Raw genomic sequence first — 16209 nt, 5'->3', positions numbered from 1 at the left:
TCCGCCACCGACAGCCGGCAACCGGGCCATCGCTCTCTTTGCAGCCACGCCTTAGTGTGACGCAGGTAACAAATTTCAACGCGTCTTAACAAAAACTGACAAATAACAAGGCAAACGCAATGAACCACATGACCCGATTGGCGCTGGTGTGCGCTGGCTTTACCCTGTTGTCCGCCTGTGGCGGCGGTGGTGGCGAGACGGCTCCGGCGACCCCGGACACCGTTCGGGCCGACGCATCACGGGCTCCCCATTCCTCTTCCCGGCAACCGGCTCGCACCATCAGCCGGCCGGTACCCGAGAACAGCAGCGAAATGGCACATGCCTCCTGTAACAGCGGCGAGAACCTGAGCGGCGGGCGAAGTTACCGGGTCCAGATGCCCTCCCGGGTGGATGGCGCCGCCATCGTGTTTCAGGTATTCGAGCCCGCCCTGTTCGATTGCGACACCCGGCACCCTCTGATTCTCCAGGGCCACGGCTTCAGTGGATCCCGAACCACAGAAGCAGGCGACGATCTGCTTTCTCCCGTCCGGCCGTTGGTCGAGGCCGGCTACACGGTGATCAGCATTGACCAGCGTGGGCACGGTGAAAGCGGCGGCACCATTCGCGTGATGGACCCCGATTTTGAAGGTGAAGACCTCGTTCAGATCCTGGACTGGGCCGAAACCCGCCTCGACTACCTGAAATACGAGGACAACAACCTTCTGCTTGGCGCCGTGGGCGGCAGCTACGGCGGCGGGTTCCAGTACCTGCTGTACAACGTGGACCCGGATCGCCGGATGGACGCGATGGTGCCCCAGATCACCTGGCACGATCTCACCTACAGTCTCAACCCTGGCGATGTCACCAAGAATTACTGGCTGGCCTTCCTCTCGCTGGCCGGCGATGCCGGCTCCGGCGGCTCTATGGATCCCTACCTGCGCAGCACGCTGATTGACGGCATCGTGAATAACCGTGTGGCGGAGCCGGCCCTCGACTTTTTCCACTACCACAGCCCCAGCTACTTCGCAGACAACGAGCGACAGCTGGCGCTGTTCGACAGCGGCAACACCCAGGAATACCTGCTGGACCCGATCACCGGCCAGATTCCCATCACCGGTGACGGTCGTTATATTCTAAAGACGCCCCAGCGCGAGCCTTATCCGGTGGATGTGCTGATGTTCCAGGGCATGCGGGACAGCCTGTTCCCGTTCAACGACGCCTACGAAAACTACCGGATCATGAAGCGGGGCGGCGGCGACGTGCGCCTGCTCACCTACCCCTTTGGCCACCACTACCTGGCGCCCAATGCCGGCCTGATCCAGGAAACCCTGGCCAATCTCACCTTCTACGCGGGTGAACTGCCCACCCTGGCGACCGGTGATCTGAACGGCCTTGGCAACTGCGGTGATATCGAAGTTACCCGGGCCACGGTGGCCTGGTTCAACGAGAAGCTGCTTGGCAAGGGAGACGTGGATAACGTCATCACCACCGGTGATCAGATCTGCTATACCTTGACCCCCGGCGATGCGGTAGCCGCGCCAGAGGTGACGGTCGGGGGTGCCCGTTTCGCGGTAGCCAACAAGGTCCTCGGAGCCGAACTGCCGGTCACCGCAACCACCGGGGCAGGTGCCCTGTTACCGGCGATCGTGCCGCTGACCACGCTGCCGGAAGAAGCCGTGATTGCGGGCATTCCGACACTGGATGTAACGGTGGGTTTTGGTGTTCCGGAACTGGATGCCCTGTGCCTGGACGAGTCAGATCCGGTTACCGCGACAGGCACCTGCGATGCCATCCTGTTTGTGGGGGTCGGGGTGATCAGAAGTGGTCTTTCCGTTCCCGAGCTTATCGACGAGCAGGTACAGCCTCTGCGAGGGCTTGGACGCCACTCGGTGGAGCTGACCGGCATTGCCGAGCGTCTGCAGGCGGGCGACCGTCTGGTACTGATGATCTACGGCCAGCACCCGACCTTCGCAGGCGCCTTCTCGCGGGACATCGTGACAGCATCGGTTCAGGTCAGTGGTGAGGTGGCGCTTCCGATCCTGACGCCTGACGGGCAGCAGGCTCTGGCCCCGGAGTTGCTGGCAGACTGACCCGCCCCCCGGTCACCCGGCCTCACCTGGGCCGGGTGGCTGTGTACACACCGTCAATCCTTGAACTGGGCCTTGTCCAGGCCGTGCTTGCGCATCTTGTCGTAGAGCGTCTTGCGGGCAATGCCCAGCTGCACCATGGTGTCCTTGATGCTGCCATGGCAGGCATTCAGGGCACTGATAATGGCCGAGCGCTCAAAGCCATCCATCATCTCGGAGAGCGTCTGGCGACCGGCCACGTTGGCAGTACCGGACGGATCGTTCTCGTCGAGGGCGGCTGGCCCGAGCAACACGTAGCGTTCCGCCAGGTTCCTCAGCTCCCGCACGTTGCCGGGCCAGGAATGCTGCATAAGGCGGGCGGCCTGGCCCGCGTCCAGCGGCACGCTTTCCCGATCGTACCGGGCTGCCGCAATCAGCACGAAATGGTGAAACAGGAGCGGGATGTCCTCCTTTCGTTCCCTGAGCGGTGGAATGTCCACCTTGACCACGTTCAGCCGGTAGTAGAGGTCGGAGCGGAATTCGCCGTCGTCGCTGAGTTTTTTCAGGTCCGCCTTGGTGGCGGCAATAATGCGCACATCCACATCCTGAACCACATTACTTCCGAGGCGCTCAACCTTCTGCTCCTCAAGCACCCTCAGCAGTTTCACCTGCAGGGGCATCGGCATGCTCTCCACCTCATCCAGGAACAGCGTGCCTTTGTGGGCGTGTTCAATCTTGCCGATCCGGCGTTTGTCGGCACCGGTGAAGGCGCCGGCCTCGTGGCCAAAGAGCTCGCTTTCGATCAGGTTTTCCGGCACCGCGCCGCAGTTGATGGCAACGAAGTTATGGGCACTGCGGGCGCTGTTCTCGTGGATGTACCGGGCCAGCGCGTCCTTGCCCGAGCCGGTTTCGCCGTGCAGAAGAATGTTGGCGGAGATATCCAGGATCGGATCGATGGTGGCCATGACTTTCTGCATGGTGGGGGAATCCCCCAGAATCCGCGGGCCAGGCCTGGCCAAATGCCGCAACTGGGCCTTGAGGCGACGGTTCTCCAGGGCCAGATGGCGTTTCTCGAGGGCATGCCGCAACAGCTCGATGAGCTCATCGTGATCGAAGGGCTTCTCGATGAAATCGTAGGCGCCCTGTTGCATGGCGGTCACCGCCGTGCTGATGTCACCCTGGCCAGTGAGGATGATCACTGGTATGGCTTCGTCCATGCGGCGAATACGCTCGAGCATCTCCAGGCCGTTCATCTCCGGCATGTTGTAGTCACAAAGAACCACACCATCGTAGTCGGCAGTGATGTGACCCAGCGCCGTGGGCGCATCGCCAAAACAGCCAACCGGCAGCTCTTCCAGCGTCAGGGTCTGGGCGATAGCCTGGCGAATGTGCGGGTCATCGTCCACGAAGATTACCGAGGGCTCTTTCATTCCGTGGCCTCCCGTTTCCTGAGGGTTAGTACAAATTCCGCGCCCGGGCCGTCGCGACGATTCCGCCCGGTGAGGCTGCCGCCCAACGCGTCCACAATCTGGCGCGAGATCGAGAGCCCAAGACCGAGGCCCTGCTTCACCGACTTGGTGGTGAAGAACGGCTCGAAAATCTGTTCGGTATCGCCCTGCAAACCGGGGCCGTTGTCCCGCACCAGGCACCGCCAGAAGTCCTCGGTCTCTTCAATATCAATCCGTACCTCGGGGCGTTCACCGCCTTCCACGGCCTGAACGGCGTTGGCCATCAGATTCACCATCACCTGCTCGATACGAATAAGATCGCCATGGCACATCACCGGCTTGTCTGGCCGGTTCCAGCGTATGGCAATCTCCGAGCTGGATTTCTGGGCAACAATAATCTTCAGCGAGGCATCAATCGACTGCCGCAGATCCACCACCGCCGGCGGTCCCTCGGATTTGCGCGCGAACACCTTGAACTGACGCGTCAGCTCCGCCATCTTGTCGCACAGCGAGATAATTTCTGTCAGGTTAGCATCCACCATCTCGCTGGCGCCCTTTTCGAGGAATCGCCGGCTGTTCCTGGCGTAGGTCTGGATGGCCGTCAATGGCTGGTTCATTTCGTGGTTGAGGCCGGCCGACATCTGGCCCAGGACCGCCAGCTTGGCTGCCTGGATCAGCTCCTGCTGGGTTTCCCGCAATTCGTTCTGGGTGCGTTCCCGTTCGCGGATTTCCTCCACTAGCTTGCGGTTGGAGTTTTCCAGATCAGCGGTGCGCTCGGCCACGCTGCGCTCCAGCTGCTCACCCCGCAACGCCAGCTCGGCTTCGCGCCGATAACGCTCCCGCAGGTAGAGCCAGGTCAGTAACCCACCGAAAAACAGGGCGGCGCCGCCGATGACAAACCCGAGCCGGGTCCAGACCACCGAATGGGTGCTGACCATGACCTGAAGCGTCCAGTCCATGCGCGGCAGCGGGGTACGCACACTCAGGTACTCCCGGGGCTTGCCGTTTTCCCGGATCCGGATGGTGGCCGACTGGTCGGACAACCCGGCGGGCTTGCCCAGGTTTTCCAGGGCCATGGGCGCCAGATCGCGGTCGGGGTAGCGCTGGCGCGAGTACTCATCGGGTACCGCACTGTCCAGCCCGGAAAAGTTCCGGTAAAGCCAGTTGGGTTTGCTGGCAAGAAAACTGATACCGTTCTGGTCCAGAACCACCATTTCAGCCTCGCGCAGGCCCGCAGGGCGATCCCACTGTGATTCCAGCTCGTGGACCAGCACCTTCACCGCAACCACACCAAGCATACGCCCGTCTTCGTCCCGAACCGGGTGCGAGAAGTACAGTCCCCGCACCCCGGACATCAGACCAAGCGCAAAATAGATCGCGGAATCACCGGATTCCATGGCCTCGAAGAAATAGGGACGAAAACCGAAGTTGCGGCCGACGAAGCTGTCGGGCTGGAGATAGTTGTTGGCGGCGATGGTCAGGCCATCTGTGTCCATCAGGTAGACATCGGAACTGCCAACAATGGTCGCCATGCGCTGCATCTGCTCGTTGGCAGCCAGTATGGCAGCCGGGCTGTCTGGAGCCTCCAGCGCCCGGGCGAGTACCGGATGCTCGGCCATCAGTTCGGGCACAGGCAGGTACCGGTTGAGCTCATTGGCCACCAGCTGTCGGTAGCGGAAGGATTCTTCCAGGCTCTCCTGCTCGACCTGCCGGTAACCGACCCAGCCACCGAGCACCCAGCTGGCCACGAGGGTCACTACAAAGAGGAGAAAGACGCCGATCCGGTAGGCCATAGAAGCCGGTTCCTGCATGACTCTTGAAAGCCGCCAGAGTATAGCCGACCGAACCACAGAGCAACCGGGCCAGGGCCCGGCTGCTCTGTTCATCGGAGACCGCTCCCGGTCACGCCGGGTTGGCAGTCGCCAGACGGGCCCTGCGTTGCTTCTGGATAACAAACACCACCAGTGCCAGGCCAACGCCGGTGAGGTCGGTCCACAGACCGCCTTCGATCATCAGCAGAGCTGCGGCGATGAGCATAATTCGGCTCGTCCAGGAGGCAGATACCTGCCCGAACCAGCCCAGTACGCCGCCCGACAACAGGTATACACCGAAGGTGGCGGTCACCAGCGCCCGTGCAATCTCGAACCAGCCTGCGTCCATCAACAGCGCGCTGTTGTAGAAGAACATGAACGGTACGATGAACGCGGCAATACCGATCCGGAACGAGGCCACCGAGGTAGCCATGGCGTTGGCTCCGGAAATACCCGCCGCAGCGTAGGAGGCAAGCGCAACCGGTGGTGTGATGGCAGACACGACAGCAAAGTAGAACACGAAGAAGTGCGCCGTCAGCGGCTCAATGCCCAGCTGCACCAGACCGGGCGCAACCACCGACGCAGCCACCGCATAGGCGGCCGTGGTGGGCATGCCCATACCCAGCAGGATGGAAATGAACATCGCGAAAATCAGCGCCAGCAACTGACTGGCTTCAGCAACATCCAGCAGCAGCACCGAGAACCGCGCACCAACACCGGTCAGGGAGATAACCCCGACGATGATGCCCGCGGCAGCACACACCACGATGATCTGGATGGACATGATCGACGCCAGGTCCAGCGCCCGGAGGATGGCGCGAATGCCCATCTTGTTGGGCGACAGCCAGCTCACAACGGCGGCTGACACGGTCGCCAGGGTGCCGGCCCGGATAACGGAGTAACCCTGGAACAACGCCACAATCAGGATAATGATCGGGATGAACAGATAGATCTGCTTGATCAGACGCCGCAGCTTGGGCAGTTCGTCCTCACGCATGCCTCGCATGCCAGTCTTGGCGGCTTCGAAATCCACCATGAAGTAAACCGACGCGAAATACAGGATCGCCGGAATCACCGCCGCGATGGCGATTTCGGTGTAGGGGATGCCGGTAATCTCGGCCATGATGAAGGCACCGGCACCCATGATCGGGGGCATGATCTGACCGCCCGTTGACGCGGCGGCTTCCACGGCGCCGGCGGAGGTCTTCTTGTAACCCACTTTCTTCATCAGCGGGATAGTCAGCGAGCCGGTGGATACCACGTTGCCGGCACTGGTGCCGTTGATCATGCCCATAAGACCGGAGGCAAAGATGGCCACCTTGGCGGGACCGCCACGGGACCGGCCGGCGGCCGCAAAGGCAAAGTTCACGAAGTAGTCACCCACCTTGGACGCCTGCAGGAAGGCGGCAAAGATGATGAACAGGATGATGTAGGTGGACGACACCGCGGTGGTGGGTCCAAGGATACCGGCGTCGGTGTATACCTGACTGAAGAAACGTTTGACCGACAGGCCCGGGTAGCCGAGGAAGCCCGGCAGGTAAGGTCCGACAAACACATAGGCCACGAACACCAGGCCGATGATCACGAGCGCCATGCCAGCCACGCGGCGGGTCATTTCCAGTATCAGGGCGCTGCCAGCGACCGCGGCAAAGGAGATGCCCACGGGTGAGAACGGGGTGCCCGTCGACATACGGATGTTGGTGTTGTAAACCACCAGCAGATAAGCGGCGACAGACAGGGAGCAGACCATCAGCACGAGGTCCGGCACACTGCAACGTGAGCGTTCCCGCTGGTGGAACCAGCTCAGAATGATGCCGAGGGAGGTGGCGGCAAGCAGCGGCCAGCCGTAGTGCCAGGTCTCAAGCTCCGGCGCAATGCGCATGGCCCCGTTGTTGAGGGTCTGGTAGAAAGCGAACGCCTGGTACAGGGAATAGAACGCAGGCAACAGCGCCACGGCCGCCATCCAGGTGGTCCAGCGGTGGCGGGCACCGCCCTCTTCAGCGGTGGCAAACCGTGTGCCCGCATAGAGCATGAAGCCGAGCAGCAGTGCACCAGCCACGTGAACAATCCGGAACGACCAGGTTTCCAGCGGGGTGATATTCAGGGTGTACAGATGGAACGACGAATAGGCAATCGTCAGAACCGTCACCGGTTTCAGTAGCCAGCCATCGAACAACCGTCGATTGGCCTCGACCGGCTCCTCATCGACATTGTGGGCCAGAATGTGGTCTTCGTCCTCGGTTACCCGGGGCGAATGTTGGAGTTCGCGTTCAGTGGACATGGTTCAAGCCTGCTAGCGGGGCAACGAAATGGAATCTGGGCTAGAAAATCAGGAGGCTGCCGAAGCAGCCCCCTCAGAAGCTACGGGTGTTACTTGATCCGGTCTGCCGGAATCTCGTAGCCGTTTTCATTGAACCAACGCGCTGCACCCGGATGCCAGGGCAGAACATTGTTCTTGGTGTAGTTCTCAGGAACGCTGGTACGCGCCGCCTTGTGGATGGACACCATCTTGTCGTTGTTTTCCATGGTGGTCTTCACCATCTCATAGACCAGGCTTTCAGAGACGTCGCAGTTGGCGATCGCGAAGTTCCACATGGACACTACGGTGGACGGCTCATCCAGCGACTGATAAGTGCTGGCCGGGATCGTGAATTCGGCCACAGGGAAGGCATCGGTGATCTTCTTCAGCTCTTCCTCGGTCATACCGATGATGTTCACGTCGGTCTGCACTTCCAGCTGGCTTACGGCGGGAATGGGAATCCCGGCGGCAAAGGCAACCACGTCAATCAGGCCATCCTGAAGCTGGGTACCCAGGTCGGCCCAGCTGCCATTACGACGCTCGAAGTTCACACCCAGGGTTTCCATCATCTTCGGGAAATAGGTGTCAGAGGTGGAACCGGCCGGGCCGAAACCAATCTTGGCACCATTGGGGATGTCGGCGATGGACGTGATGCCGGAGCTGGACAGCGTGGTTACCGAGAACGGAGTCTGGTACATGGGGAACATGGCACAGACGTTGTCCATGGCCATGCCCGGAGCCAGCGGGCTGTTGCCTTCCAGTGATTCACGGGCCGGGCCCATGGTGGTCAGGCCAAAGTTGAGGTCACCGGTGTGCACCAGCGCCATGTTCTGCATCGGGCCGCCAGTGATCTCGGCGCCACCGGAAATACCCAGGGTCTCGGCCATGTAGTTGGCCCAGCCAGAACCGTAGGCAAAGTAGGTTCCGCCCTGACTTGCAGTACCGATGGTGAAGCTCTGGGGCCAGTCGGACTTGTCCTGGGCGGCTACGGGGCCGGCGATGATGGTAGTGGCAACGGCGGCTGCCAGAACGGCTTTGATCTTCATAGAGGATGCTCCCTGATATCGTTTTGTTAGTTGGGTGCTCAACGAAGCGAAAAGGCTTCGATTCTCCGGGTACAGCAAGGACCAGACCAAATCCCGAAAATTCTTTTAAACCAGCCGGTTAAAACTATTGGACTCCATACAGAACCCGACAATGGGTGGTTTTCCACCCATCCCTCGCAAGTGATGGGTGGGAACCGAAACACCTCGATGTGTGAGGGCTCCGGGCGAAACGATGCTGTCTTACCAACGCCCCTGCAACGTCGCCACGATCCGTCGGCTGCCGGCCCGGTCCCTGTGCTCGCAGAGATAGACCCCCTGCCAGGTGCCGAGGGCCAGGCGGCCATGATGTACCGGGAGAGTCAGGGACGGTCCGATCAGGATGCTCTTGATGTGTGCCGGCATGTCGTCCGGGCCCTCGGCCACGTGCTCGTAGTGGGGGGCGTTCTCGGGCACCATCACGTTGAAGTGACGTTCCAGGTCGCCCCGGACATCCGGATCGGCGTTCTCGTTTACCGCCAGGGAGGCGGAAGTATGCTGGATAAACAGATGCAACAGGCCGACCTCGCAATGGGTCAGCTCCGGCGCCTGTGCGACAACGTCGTTGGTCACCAGATGGAAGCCCCGGGGCATGGGTGCCAGCTCGATGAATGTCTGATCCCAGATCATGATGGCCCTCCTCGGTGCGCAGTTGCCAGCGCTAGTGCCTGCTATTTCTGCCGGTCGTCCCATGGGTGCACGGGCACTACCGCATCGCCCATGTCGCCCTCATAACTGCTGCGGAAATACTCCATGGCCTTCTCGGCCTCGCTAAGCTCGTCAAAGCGGGCCACGTGGTAAATGGCCTCGCCCTCGTTCACCAGGGGCAGGTTGTTCACGCAGATGACAATGCCCGAACAGGGTGATACCACGGCGGTTTCCGACTCACCAAAGGGGTCGGCCACCATGGCCAGGCGCTGGCCCTTACGCACCTTCTGGCCGAGGCGGGCGACCGGGCGCATGATGCCGTCGATGTCTGCCCTCGCCCACTGGGAGTTGGCGGCGGTTTCCGAGCGCTTCCTCGGGGCCTTGGGGCCTTTTTTCGGGGGCACCATGGCCAGTTCCCGCATCACCCGGATAACGCCTTTCACGCCACTGCTGATCACCACGTCATCGAACCGCAGCGCCTCACCGCCCTCGAAGGTGATCACCGGAATGTCCTGGGAGTCCGCGTAGGCGCGCAAACTGCCTTCGCGCAGACCGGAGTTGATGATGATGGGCGCCCCGAAGGCCTCGGCCATACGCACGGTCTCCGGGTTCTTCAGCTCGGCCCGGATCTGCGGCAGGTTGAACCGATGCACCGCGCCGGTATGCAGGTCGATGATGTGGGTGACCTTCTCCATGATCTGACTTCTCAGCAGGTAGGCAATTCGCCCACCCAGCGAGCCGGTTTCACTGCCCGGGAAACAGCGGTTCAGGTCGCGGCGGTCCGGCAGATACCGCGTGCGCTGCACAAAGCCGAAAATGTTGACGATGGGCACCGCCACCAGGGTGCCGCGCAGGTGCCTCAGGGCCGAATTGGTCAGCACCCGGCGAACAATTTCCACGCCGTTGATCTCGTCGCCGTGGATGGCACCGCACACCATCAGCACCGGCCCGTCCCGGCGCCCATGAACCACCTCCACCGGAATATGCAGGGGGGTGTGGGTGTACAGCTTGGCCACCGGTACTTCCACGGTCTGGCGGGTGCCCGCCTTGATCTGGCTGCCGGCAATCTCGAAGGGCGATCGGGCCATGGCTCAGCCTCTCCCCCCTTTGGTCCCGGTTTTCCAGGGCTTCTGGTTTTTCTCGGTCCAGTTGATGATCATGCCCGCCACGTTCTTGCCGGTGGCGTTCTCGATGCCTTCCAGGCCCGGCGAAGAGTTCACCTCCATCACCAGCGGTCCTCGACTTGAACGCAGCAGGTCAACGCCGGCCACGTTCAGGCCCATGGCCTTGGCGGCCTTGATGGCAGTTCGGCGTTCTTCCGGAGTAATGCGTACCAGCGAAGCCGTGCCCCCCCGATGCAGGTTGGAGCGGAATTCGCCCTCGGCCCCCTGGCGCTTCATTGCGGCAATCACCTTGTCGCCAATCACGAAGCAGCGGATATCGGCACCGCCTGCTTCCTTGATGAATTCCTGCACCAGAATATCAGCCTTCAGGCCCATGAACGCTTCAATCACACTCTCTGCTGCCTTGCGGGTTTCCGCCAGCACCACGCCAATGCCCTGGGTCCCCTGCAGCAGTTTGATCACCACCGGCGCGCCACCGACCATCTTCAACAGCTCCGGTACGTTATCCGGCTTGTTGGCAAAGCCGGTGATCGGCATGCCCACGCCCTTGCGCGCCAGCAGCTGGAGGGAGCGCAGTTTGTCACGGGAGCGGCTGATGGCAACCGATTCGTTCACCGGGAACACCCCCATCATCTCGAACTGGCGCAATACGGCGGTACCGTAGAAGGTAACCGAGGCGCCGATCCGGGGGATCACCACGTCGAAGTCCTCCAGGACCTCCTCGTGGTAATGGATCTGGGGATTGGCAGAGGTGATGTTCATGGAGCAGTGAAGGCAGTCGATCACCTTCACCTCATGGCCACGATTGATGCCTTCTTCCACCAGACGACGGGTGGAGTACAGATGGCGGTTTCGCGACAGTACCGCAATTTTCATTTATCAGTCCTTAGGGCCGGTTCACCGGCAAGATAGGAAGCTTCAGGATAGACCACCGCGCGACCCGCCATGGCGGTTCGACCGAGCAGCATCCGGAACCGCATGGAATCGCGGTTGGTCAATGTCATTTCAATGGGCCAGCTCTGGCCACCGATCACCAGCGTGGTTTCAATCACCAGGCGCATTTCCTTGTGCCCGCCGGAATCGGAAACGTTGCGTTCGTCCAGGACCCGGGCATCGCATTCCACCACCTGATGCAGGTCGTTCTGGACCGGATGCACCCAGAACCGGACGCGGCGTTCGCCATTCTCCGTGTAGGGTTCCACCCGAAAGGTATGCAGACACGAGGTGCGCGCCCCGGTGTCGATCTTGGCCTTGATCCGGCCGATGTCCAGGTCCGGCAGAGCCACCCATTCACGCCACCCCAGGTCAACCTTGTTCTCGGCAGGTTTTGGCCTGATCGTCTTCAACGGCGGGGCGGCTGTGTCAGTGGTTTTTGTCGACATCCGGGCGATCCTTATCGTTTCCTGTTTCAGGCACTGGTGCCGGCGCTCCGTCCGCACCCATCAACTGAATGCGGAAGGGCTCGGAATGACTGCCGGCATAAACACTGGTGTGGGGGAACGGAATCTCGATTCCCTCCTGGTCCAGGGTTTTCTTGATGGCGACCATCATCCCGCTACGCCCCTCAAGCACCCGGTCTTTGGGCACCCAGAAGGAAAACTGGAGATCCACGGACGAAGGGCCGAAGGCGGTCACCAGGGTAAAAGGCTTGGGCTCTTCCAGGCAGTTGGGGTCCTTTTCCGCCAACCCCAGCAGTAGCGCTTCAACTCGTTCCACATCTTCAGCGTAGGCAATTCCCACGGTCAGGTCGAGCCGGCGGATGGGAAACCGGGACCGGTTCACCACACGGGTCTTGATCAGCGTCTCGTTGGGAATGCGCACGTAGAGGTTATCGGAGGTTCGCAGTTTCACGCTGAGCATATCAATGCCCACCACCTCGCCCATGGTGGCTTCCACCTCAATAAAGTCACCAATCTCGAACGGTTTTTCCACCAGCAGGAACAGGCCGCTGATCATGTTCGAGGCCGAGGTCTGGGAGGCAAAACCAATGGCCACGGTAAGAATACCGGCAGCACCCAGTACCACATCCAGGGAAAAACCGGCCTCGCGCAAGGCCGCAACGAAAAACAGGATGATGATGAGATAGAACACCAGCCGCCGAACCATCACTGTGTGATGGCGGGTGGAGCGTTCGGCCATGAACCGGGTGACACTGCGGGCAGCCAGGGACGCCAGGAAAATACCGAGAACCATCAGGAATGCCGAACTGATCCACTGGCCCCAGGCGATGTCGGTAAACACCCTCATCACGCCTGCCTCGATTGTCTCTAGCACGATAACAGCTCCATCAAGATCCGGATCAGCCGAACATTCGGTCAAACGCCCGAACCAGACGGCCACGGGCTACTTTTTCACGGGCATCCGCCACGTGCCTGCAGGGGCCGGCGGCCGCAAGCAGGCTCTGCTCCACGTGCAGGCTGGCGGAATTCAGCTCCGTTTCCACCTCCACCGTCACACCCGGCGTCCACAGCTGGCCCCGCTCATTGAGGTGCAGCGACAACAACGGCGTTGGCAGACTGAACCGCTCCAGCAGCAGCGGCTCGTCCCGGCTGTTGATCAGGGTGACCGGTGTCACTGCCCGCCAGGGGCGCTTGGGCACAGCCTCCAACACCAGCCGGGCAACACTGGCCGATGCGTAACACAGCTCGCCCTCCATGGTGTTACGCCCCACCCAGGTGAGTGACGGCGTTGCCAGGGGAATTTCCGTCAGTACCGCCTGACGCTCCCCGACACAGACCTTCATCCAGACCAGCGTGCCCACATAGATGGTGCAGCGGCCGCCCGCCGGAATGGTGAGCGGCTGGAACGGCCGGATGACTGTGGGCAGCTTGGCCAGGGCAGGTACGAAGGTGACCGTCGAAGACGGGTTTTCCCGGATGAATCGCTGCAGCGGAACCGATGCCGACGGCAGGGTATGGCCAATGGTTTCGGTCCAACCGACCGGCTCGGTGTCGAGCTCGAGAGTCTCAGACCTGATCTGCCACTCGAGATCCAGCATCGTGACCCACAATCGGATGTGACCCAACTGGTGGTACTGGGTCTGCCCGGAAGCCAGCGAATACGGCTGGGCCCACACGCCGTCTCGACGGCCCTCGGTTGTGTTCTCCATGTTCCGAACCAGACTCCTGGAAATTGACCGGCTGACTGATGATGTTCTGCACTCGGGTATTCTGCACTGACCTATTCTTGACCGGCCTGGCGTGTTCTTACCCGTAAAGTGCCTTAACTATAATCCAATCCACCAGCCCGGGCGAATATCCAAGTCAGTGATTTTATTGAAGCACCGGGCTGTATTTACCCCTACACCAACCACTTCAACAGCAATGGATGACGGATGACACAACTGGTCTGGTTCCGAAACGATCTGCGCATTGCCGACAACCCGGCACTCACGGCCGCCTGTGAGAGTGAAGACACAGTCAGGGCCTGTTTTATCCTCACCCCGGAGCAGTGGCAGGAACACGACTGGTCACCGGCCCGGGTGCAGTTCGTCATTGCGCATGCCAACGCCCTGGCCGAACGGCTGGCGGAACTGGGCATCCCGCTCTCCTTTATCCACGCCCGGCGTTTCAGCGACAGCATCGATGCCCTGGCAGACCACTGTGCGCACGAGGGCATCCGTACCCTGCACTTCAACGAGGAATACGGCGTTAACGAGCGGAAACGGGACAAAACCATAAAAGCCCGGCTCGACGACCTGGACATCGGCGTGCGCAAATACCGGGACCAGACCGTGGCCCCCGTGGGCGAGATACTGACCCAGCAGAACGAGCCCTACTCCGTATTCACGCCCTTCTCCAGACGCTGGCGCAGCTGGATCGACGAGACCCAGCCAGGCCTGTTTCCAGCCCCGGCTTCCCGGGGCGATCGCCTGAAACCGGAGCGCATTGACGCCGTACCCGAGGCCTTCCGCAATGCCCCGGAGCCCCTGGTAGCCACCGGCGAAGACGCCGCCCACAACCAGCTGGAACAATTCCTCGAGCACCGGGCCGGCGCCTACAAGGATCAGCGAGACTTTCCGGCTGTTGATGGCACCAGCCAGCTCTCCCCTTACCTGGCCAACGGCGTGCTTTCCGGGCGCCAGTGCCTGATCGCCGCCAGACAGGCCCAGGGTGCGGGCGGCAACCAGCAGGGCCTGAGCACCTGGATCAACGAAATCGCCTGGCGCGACTTCTATGTGCACATTCTTTACCACTACCCACGGGTGAGCATGCACCGCGCCTTCAAACCCGAAACCGAAGACCTGCACTGGAACACCCCCGGCGAGCACTTCGAAGCCTGGAAAACCGGAAACACCGGCGTACCCATCGTCGACGCCGCCATGCGCCAACTCCGGGAAACCGGCTGGATGCACAACCGCCTGCGCATGATCACCGCCATGTACCTGACCAAGAACCTGTTCATCGACTGGCGCCTGGGCGAGGCCTGGTTCATGTCCAACCTGATTGACGGCTTCCTGGCCTCCAACAACGGCGGCTGGCAATGGAGCGCCTCCACCGGCACCGACGCTGCCCCCTATTTCCGGGTGTTCAACCCGGTGACCCAGAGCGAACGTTTTGACCCGAACGGCGACTTTATCCGGGAATGGGTTCCGGAACTCGCAAAGCTCGACAGCAAACGCATCCACGACCCGGGCGCCAAAGGCGGTGTGATTCCGAAAGGATATCCTCGACAGATCGTCGATCTGAAAGAAACGCGGAAAGAGGCAATCGCGAGGTTTCAGGAGCTGAAAAACTGAAAAAGCCCAAAACCGCGGAGAACAGCTGACTCAAATGTTCAACGAGGGTTTGGTGGGCGGCTTCCCAAAACCCTGCGGAGCCATGGGTGGAGTGCGCAGCACTTCACGGGCAAGCCAGGGAAGGCTTGCCCAGGACCTCTGGCGCGACGCAGGAGCATTAGCGACAGAGGGCGGAGCGGAGCCTACAAGGACGTATTTATGGCGTGTTTTGGGAAGCCGCCCACCAAGCCCGATACTCAGGAGTATCGTTAGCCCGAGCAAACCGGACAGGAAGGATCCCGAGCCAGCTTCATCTCCCGCCACTGCATCTGCCAGGCATCCAGAATCAACAGCCGCCCGATCAGCGGCTCGCCCACCCCCGAAATCACCTTGATGGCCTCCATCGCCTGGGCCGCGCCAATCATCCCCACCAGAGGCGCAATCACCCCAGCCTCCGAACAGGTCAGATCCTCATTGCCCTGCTCAGGATACAGACAGTGGTAACAGGGACTGTCCTCGCGCCGGCTGTCGTAAACCGAGAGCTGGCCTTCCCCGCGAATGGCGGCGCCGGACACCAGCGGCACCTTTGCCGCCACGCAGGCGCGATTCAGGGCAAACCGGGTGTTGAAGTTATCGGTGCAATCCACCACCAGACTCGCCTCCTCCACCCGACGGGCCAGAGCGTCGCCCTCCAGGCGCTCATTCACGGCAGTCACCGACACCAGCGGATTGATCCGGAGCACCCGCTCGGCCAGGCTTTGCGCCTTGGATTCGCCCAAATGGCCCTGGTCAAAACCTATCTGGCGCTGCAGGTTGGCCAGCTCCACCGTGTCGTCGTCCACCAGCGTGAGGTTACCCACGCCAGCGGCACCCAGGTAGAGCGCCACAGGGCAACCCAGGCCGCCGGCACCAAGCACCAGCACCCGGGCAGACTTCAGGGTTTCCTGGCCGGCAATATCGAACCTGGGCATCAGGATCTGCCGACTGTAGCGCAATAGTTCTTCGTCACTAAGCATTCACATCTCCCTACCCGGC

General features: G+C 61.3%; 13 protein-coding genes. 2 read left to right on the top strand and 11 right to left on the bottom strand.

The window, feature by feature from the left end; genetic code table 11:
* The first annotated feature begins 119 nt into the window (after window positions 1–119).
* Window positions 120–2069 carry an alpha/beta hydrolase family protein gene (locus AC0J1C_RS04310; protein ID WP_473045746.1) on the top strand — a complete coding sequence of 650 codons (1950 nt, stop codon included), beginning with the start codon at window positions 120–122 and terminating at the stop codon, window positions 2067–2069.
* Window positions 2070–2122: 53 nt separating this feature from the next.
* Here the strand turns inward: AC0J1C_RS04310 and AC0J1C_RS04305 are convergent, their stop codons facing one another.
* The 10 genes from AC0J1C_RS04305 to AC0J1C_RS04260 form a co-directional block, all read right to left on the bottom strand.
* Window positions 2123–3475: a sigma-54-dependent transcriptional regulator gene (locus tag AC0J1C_RS04305; RefSeq protein WP_375192012.1), complete on the bottom strand. Its 1353-nt coding sequence runs from the start codon at window positions 3473–3475 to the stop codon at window positions 2123–2125.
* A complete protein-coding gene (locus AC0J1C_RS04300) occupies window positions 3472–5286 on the bottom strand; it encodes a sensor histidine kinase (RefSeq protein ID WP_473045745.1) in 1815 nt (604 codons plus the stop codon). Before AC0J1C_RS04300 ends, AC0J1C_RS04305 begins: the two co-directional genes overlap by 4 nt.
* Window positions 5287–5395: 109 nt before the next feature.
* Window positions 5396–7585 carry a TRAP transporter permease gene (locus AC0J1C_RS04295; protein ID WP_473045744.1) on the bottom strand — a complete coding sequence of 730 codons (2190 nt, stop codon included), beginning with the start codon at window positions 7583–7585 and terminating at the stop codon, window positions 5396–5398.
* A gap of 89 nt (window positions 7586–7674) precedes the next feature.
* Window positions 7675–8649, bottom strand: coding sequence for a TAXI family TRAP transporter solute-binding subunit (locus AC0J1C_RS04290; RefSeq protein ID WP_473045743.1), 975 nt, complete (start codon window positions 8647–8649; stop codon window positions 7675–7677).
* A gap of 240 nt (window positions 8650–8889) precedes the next feature.
* Entirely contained in the window at window positions 8890–9315 is a 426-nt protein-coding gene (locus tag AC0J1C_RS04285; RefSeq protein WP_473045742.1) for a secondary thiamine-phosphate synthase enzyme YjbQ, read from the bottom strand.
* A 41-nt stretch (window positions 9316–9356) separates the two neighbouring features.
* Window positions 9357–10421 (bottom strand): succinylglutamate desuccinylase/aspartoacylase family protein, encoded by a 1065-nt coding sequence (locus AC0J1C_RS04280; protein ID WP_375192007.1) that lies wholly within the window; start codon window positions 10419–10421, stop codon window positions 9357–9359.
* A gap of 3 nt (window positions 10422–10424) precedes the next feature.
* Window positions 10425–11333: a 30S ribosomal protein S6--L-glutamate ligase gene (rimK, locus tag AC0J1C_RS04275; protein ID WP_091991656.1), complete on the bottom strand. Its 909-nt coding sequence runs from the start codon at window positions 11331–11333 to the stop codon at window positions 10425–10427.
* Window positions 11330–11839 carry an ATP-dependent zinc protease gene (locus AC0J1C_RS04270; protein WP_375192006.1) on the bottom strand — a complete coding sequence of 170 codons (510 nt, stop codon included), beginning with the start codon at window positions 11837–11839 and terminating at the stop codon, window positions 11330–11332. The genes rimK and AC0J1C_RS04270 overlap by 4 nt, the downstream gene beginning before the upstream one ends.
* A complete protein-coding gene (locus tag AC0J1C_RS04265) occupies window positions 11820–12704 on the bottom strand; it encodes a mechanosensitive ion channel family protein (RefSeq protein ID WP_375192023.1) in 885 nt (294 codons plus the stop codon). The genes AC0J1C_RS04270 and AC0J1C_RS04265 overlap by 20 nt, the downstream gene beginning before the upstream one ends.
* Window positions 12705–12756: 52 nt before the next feature.
* Window positions 12757–13566 (bottom strand): hypothetical protein, encoded by an 810-nt coding sequence (locus AC0J1C_RS04260; protein WP_375192005.1) that lies wholly within the window; start codon window positions 13564–13566, stop codon window positions 12757–12759.
* A 225-nt stretch (window positions 13567–13791) separates the two neighbouring features.
* Between AC0J1C_RS04260 and phrB the strand changes: the two genes are divergently transcribed.
* Window positions 13792–15195: a deoxyribodipyrimidine photo-lyase gene (phrB, locus tag AC0J1C_RS04255; RefSeq protein ID WP_473045741.1), complete on the top strand. Its 1404-nt coding sequence runs from the start codon at window positions 13792–13794 to the stop codon at window positions 15193–15195.
* A gap of 248 nt (window positions 15196–15443) precedes the next feature.
* Here the strand turns inward: phrB and AC0J1C_RS04250 are convergent, their stop codons facing one another.
* Entirely contained in the window at window positions 15444–16190 is a 747-nt protein-coding gene (locus tag AC0J1C_RS04250; protein ID WP_091991664.1) for a molybdopterin-synthase adenylyltransferase MoeB, read from the bottom strand.
* Window positions 16191–16209 lie beyond the last annotated feature (19 nt).

Source organism: Marinobacter sp. E2 (assembly GCF_055755345.1).
Note: the sequence above shows the minus strand (reverse complement) of the source record. Positions and strands in the feature narration are given on the sequence as shown.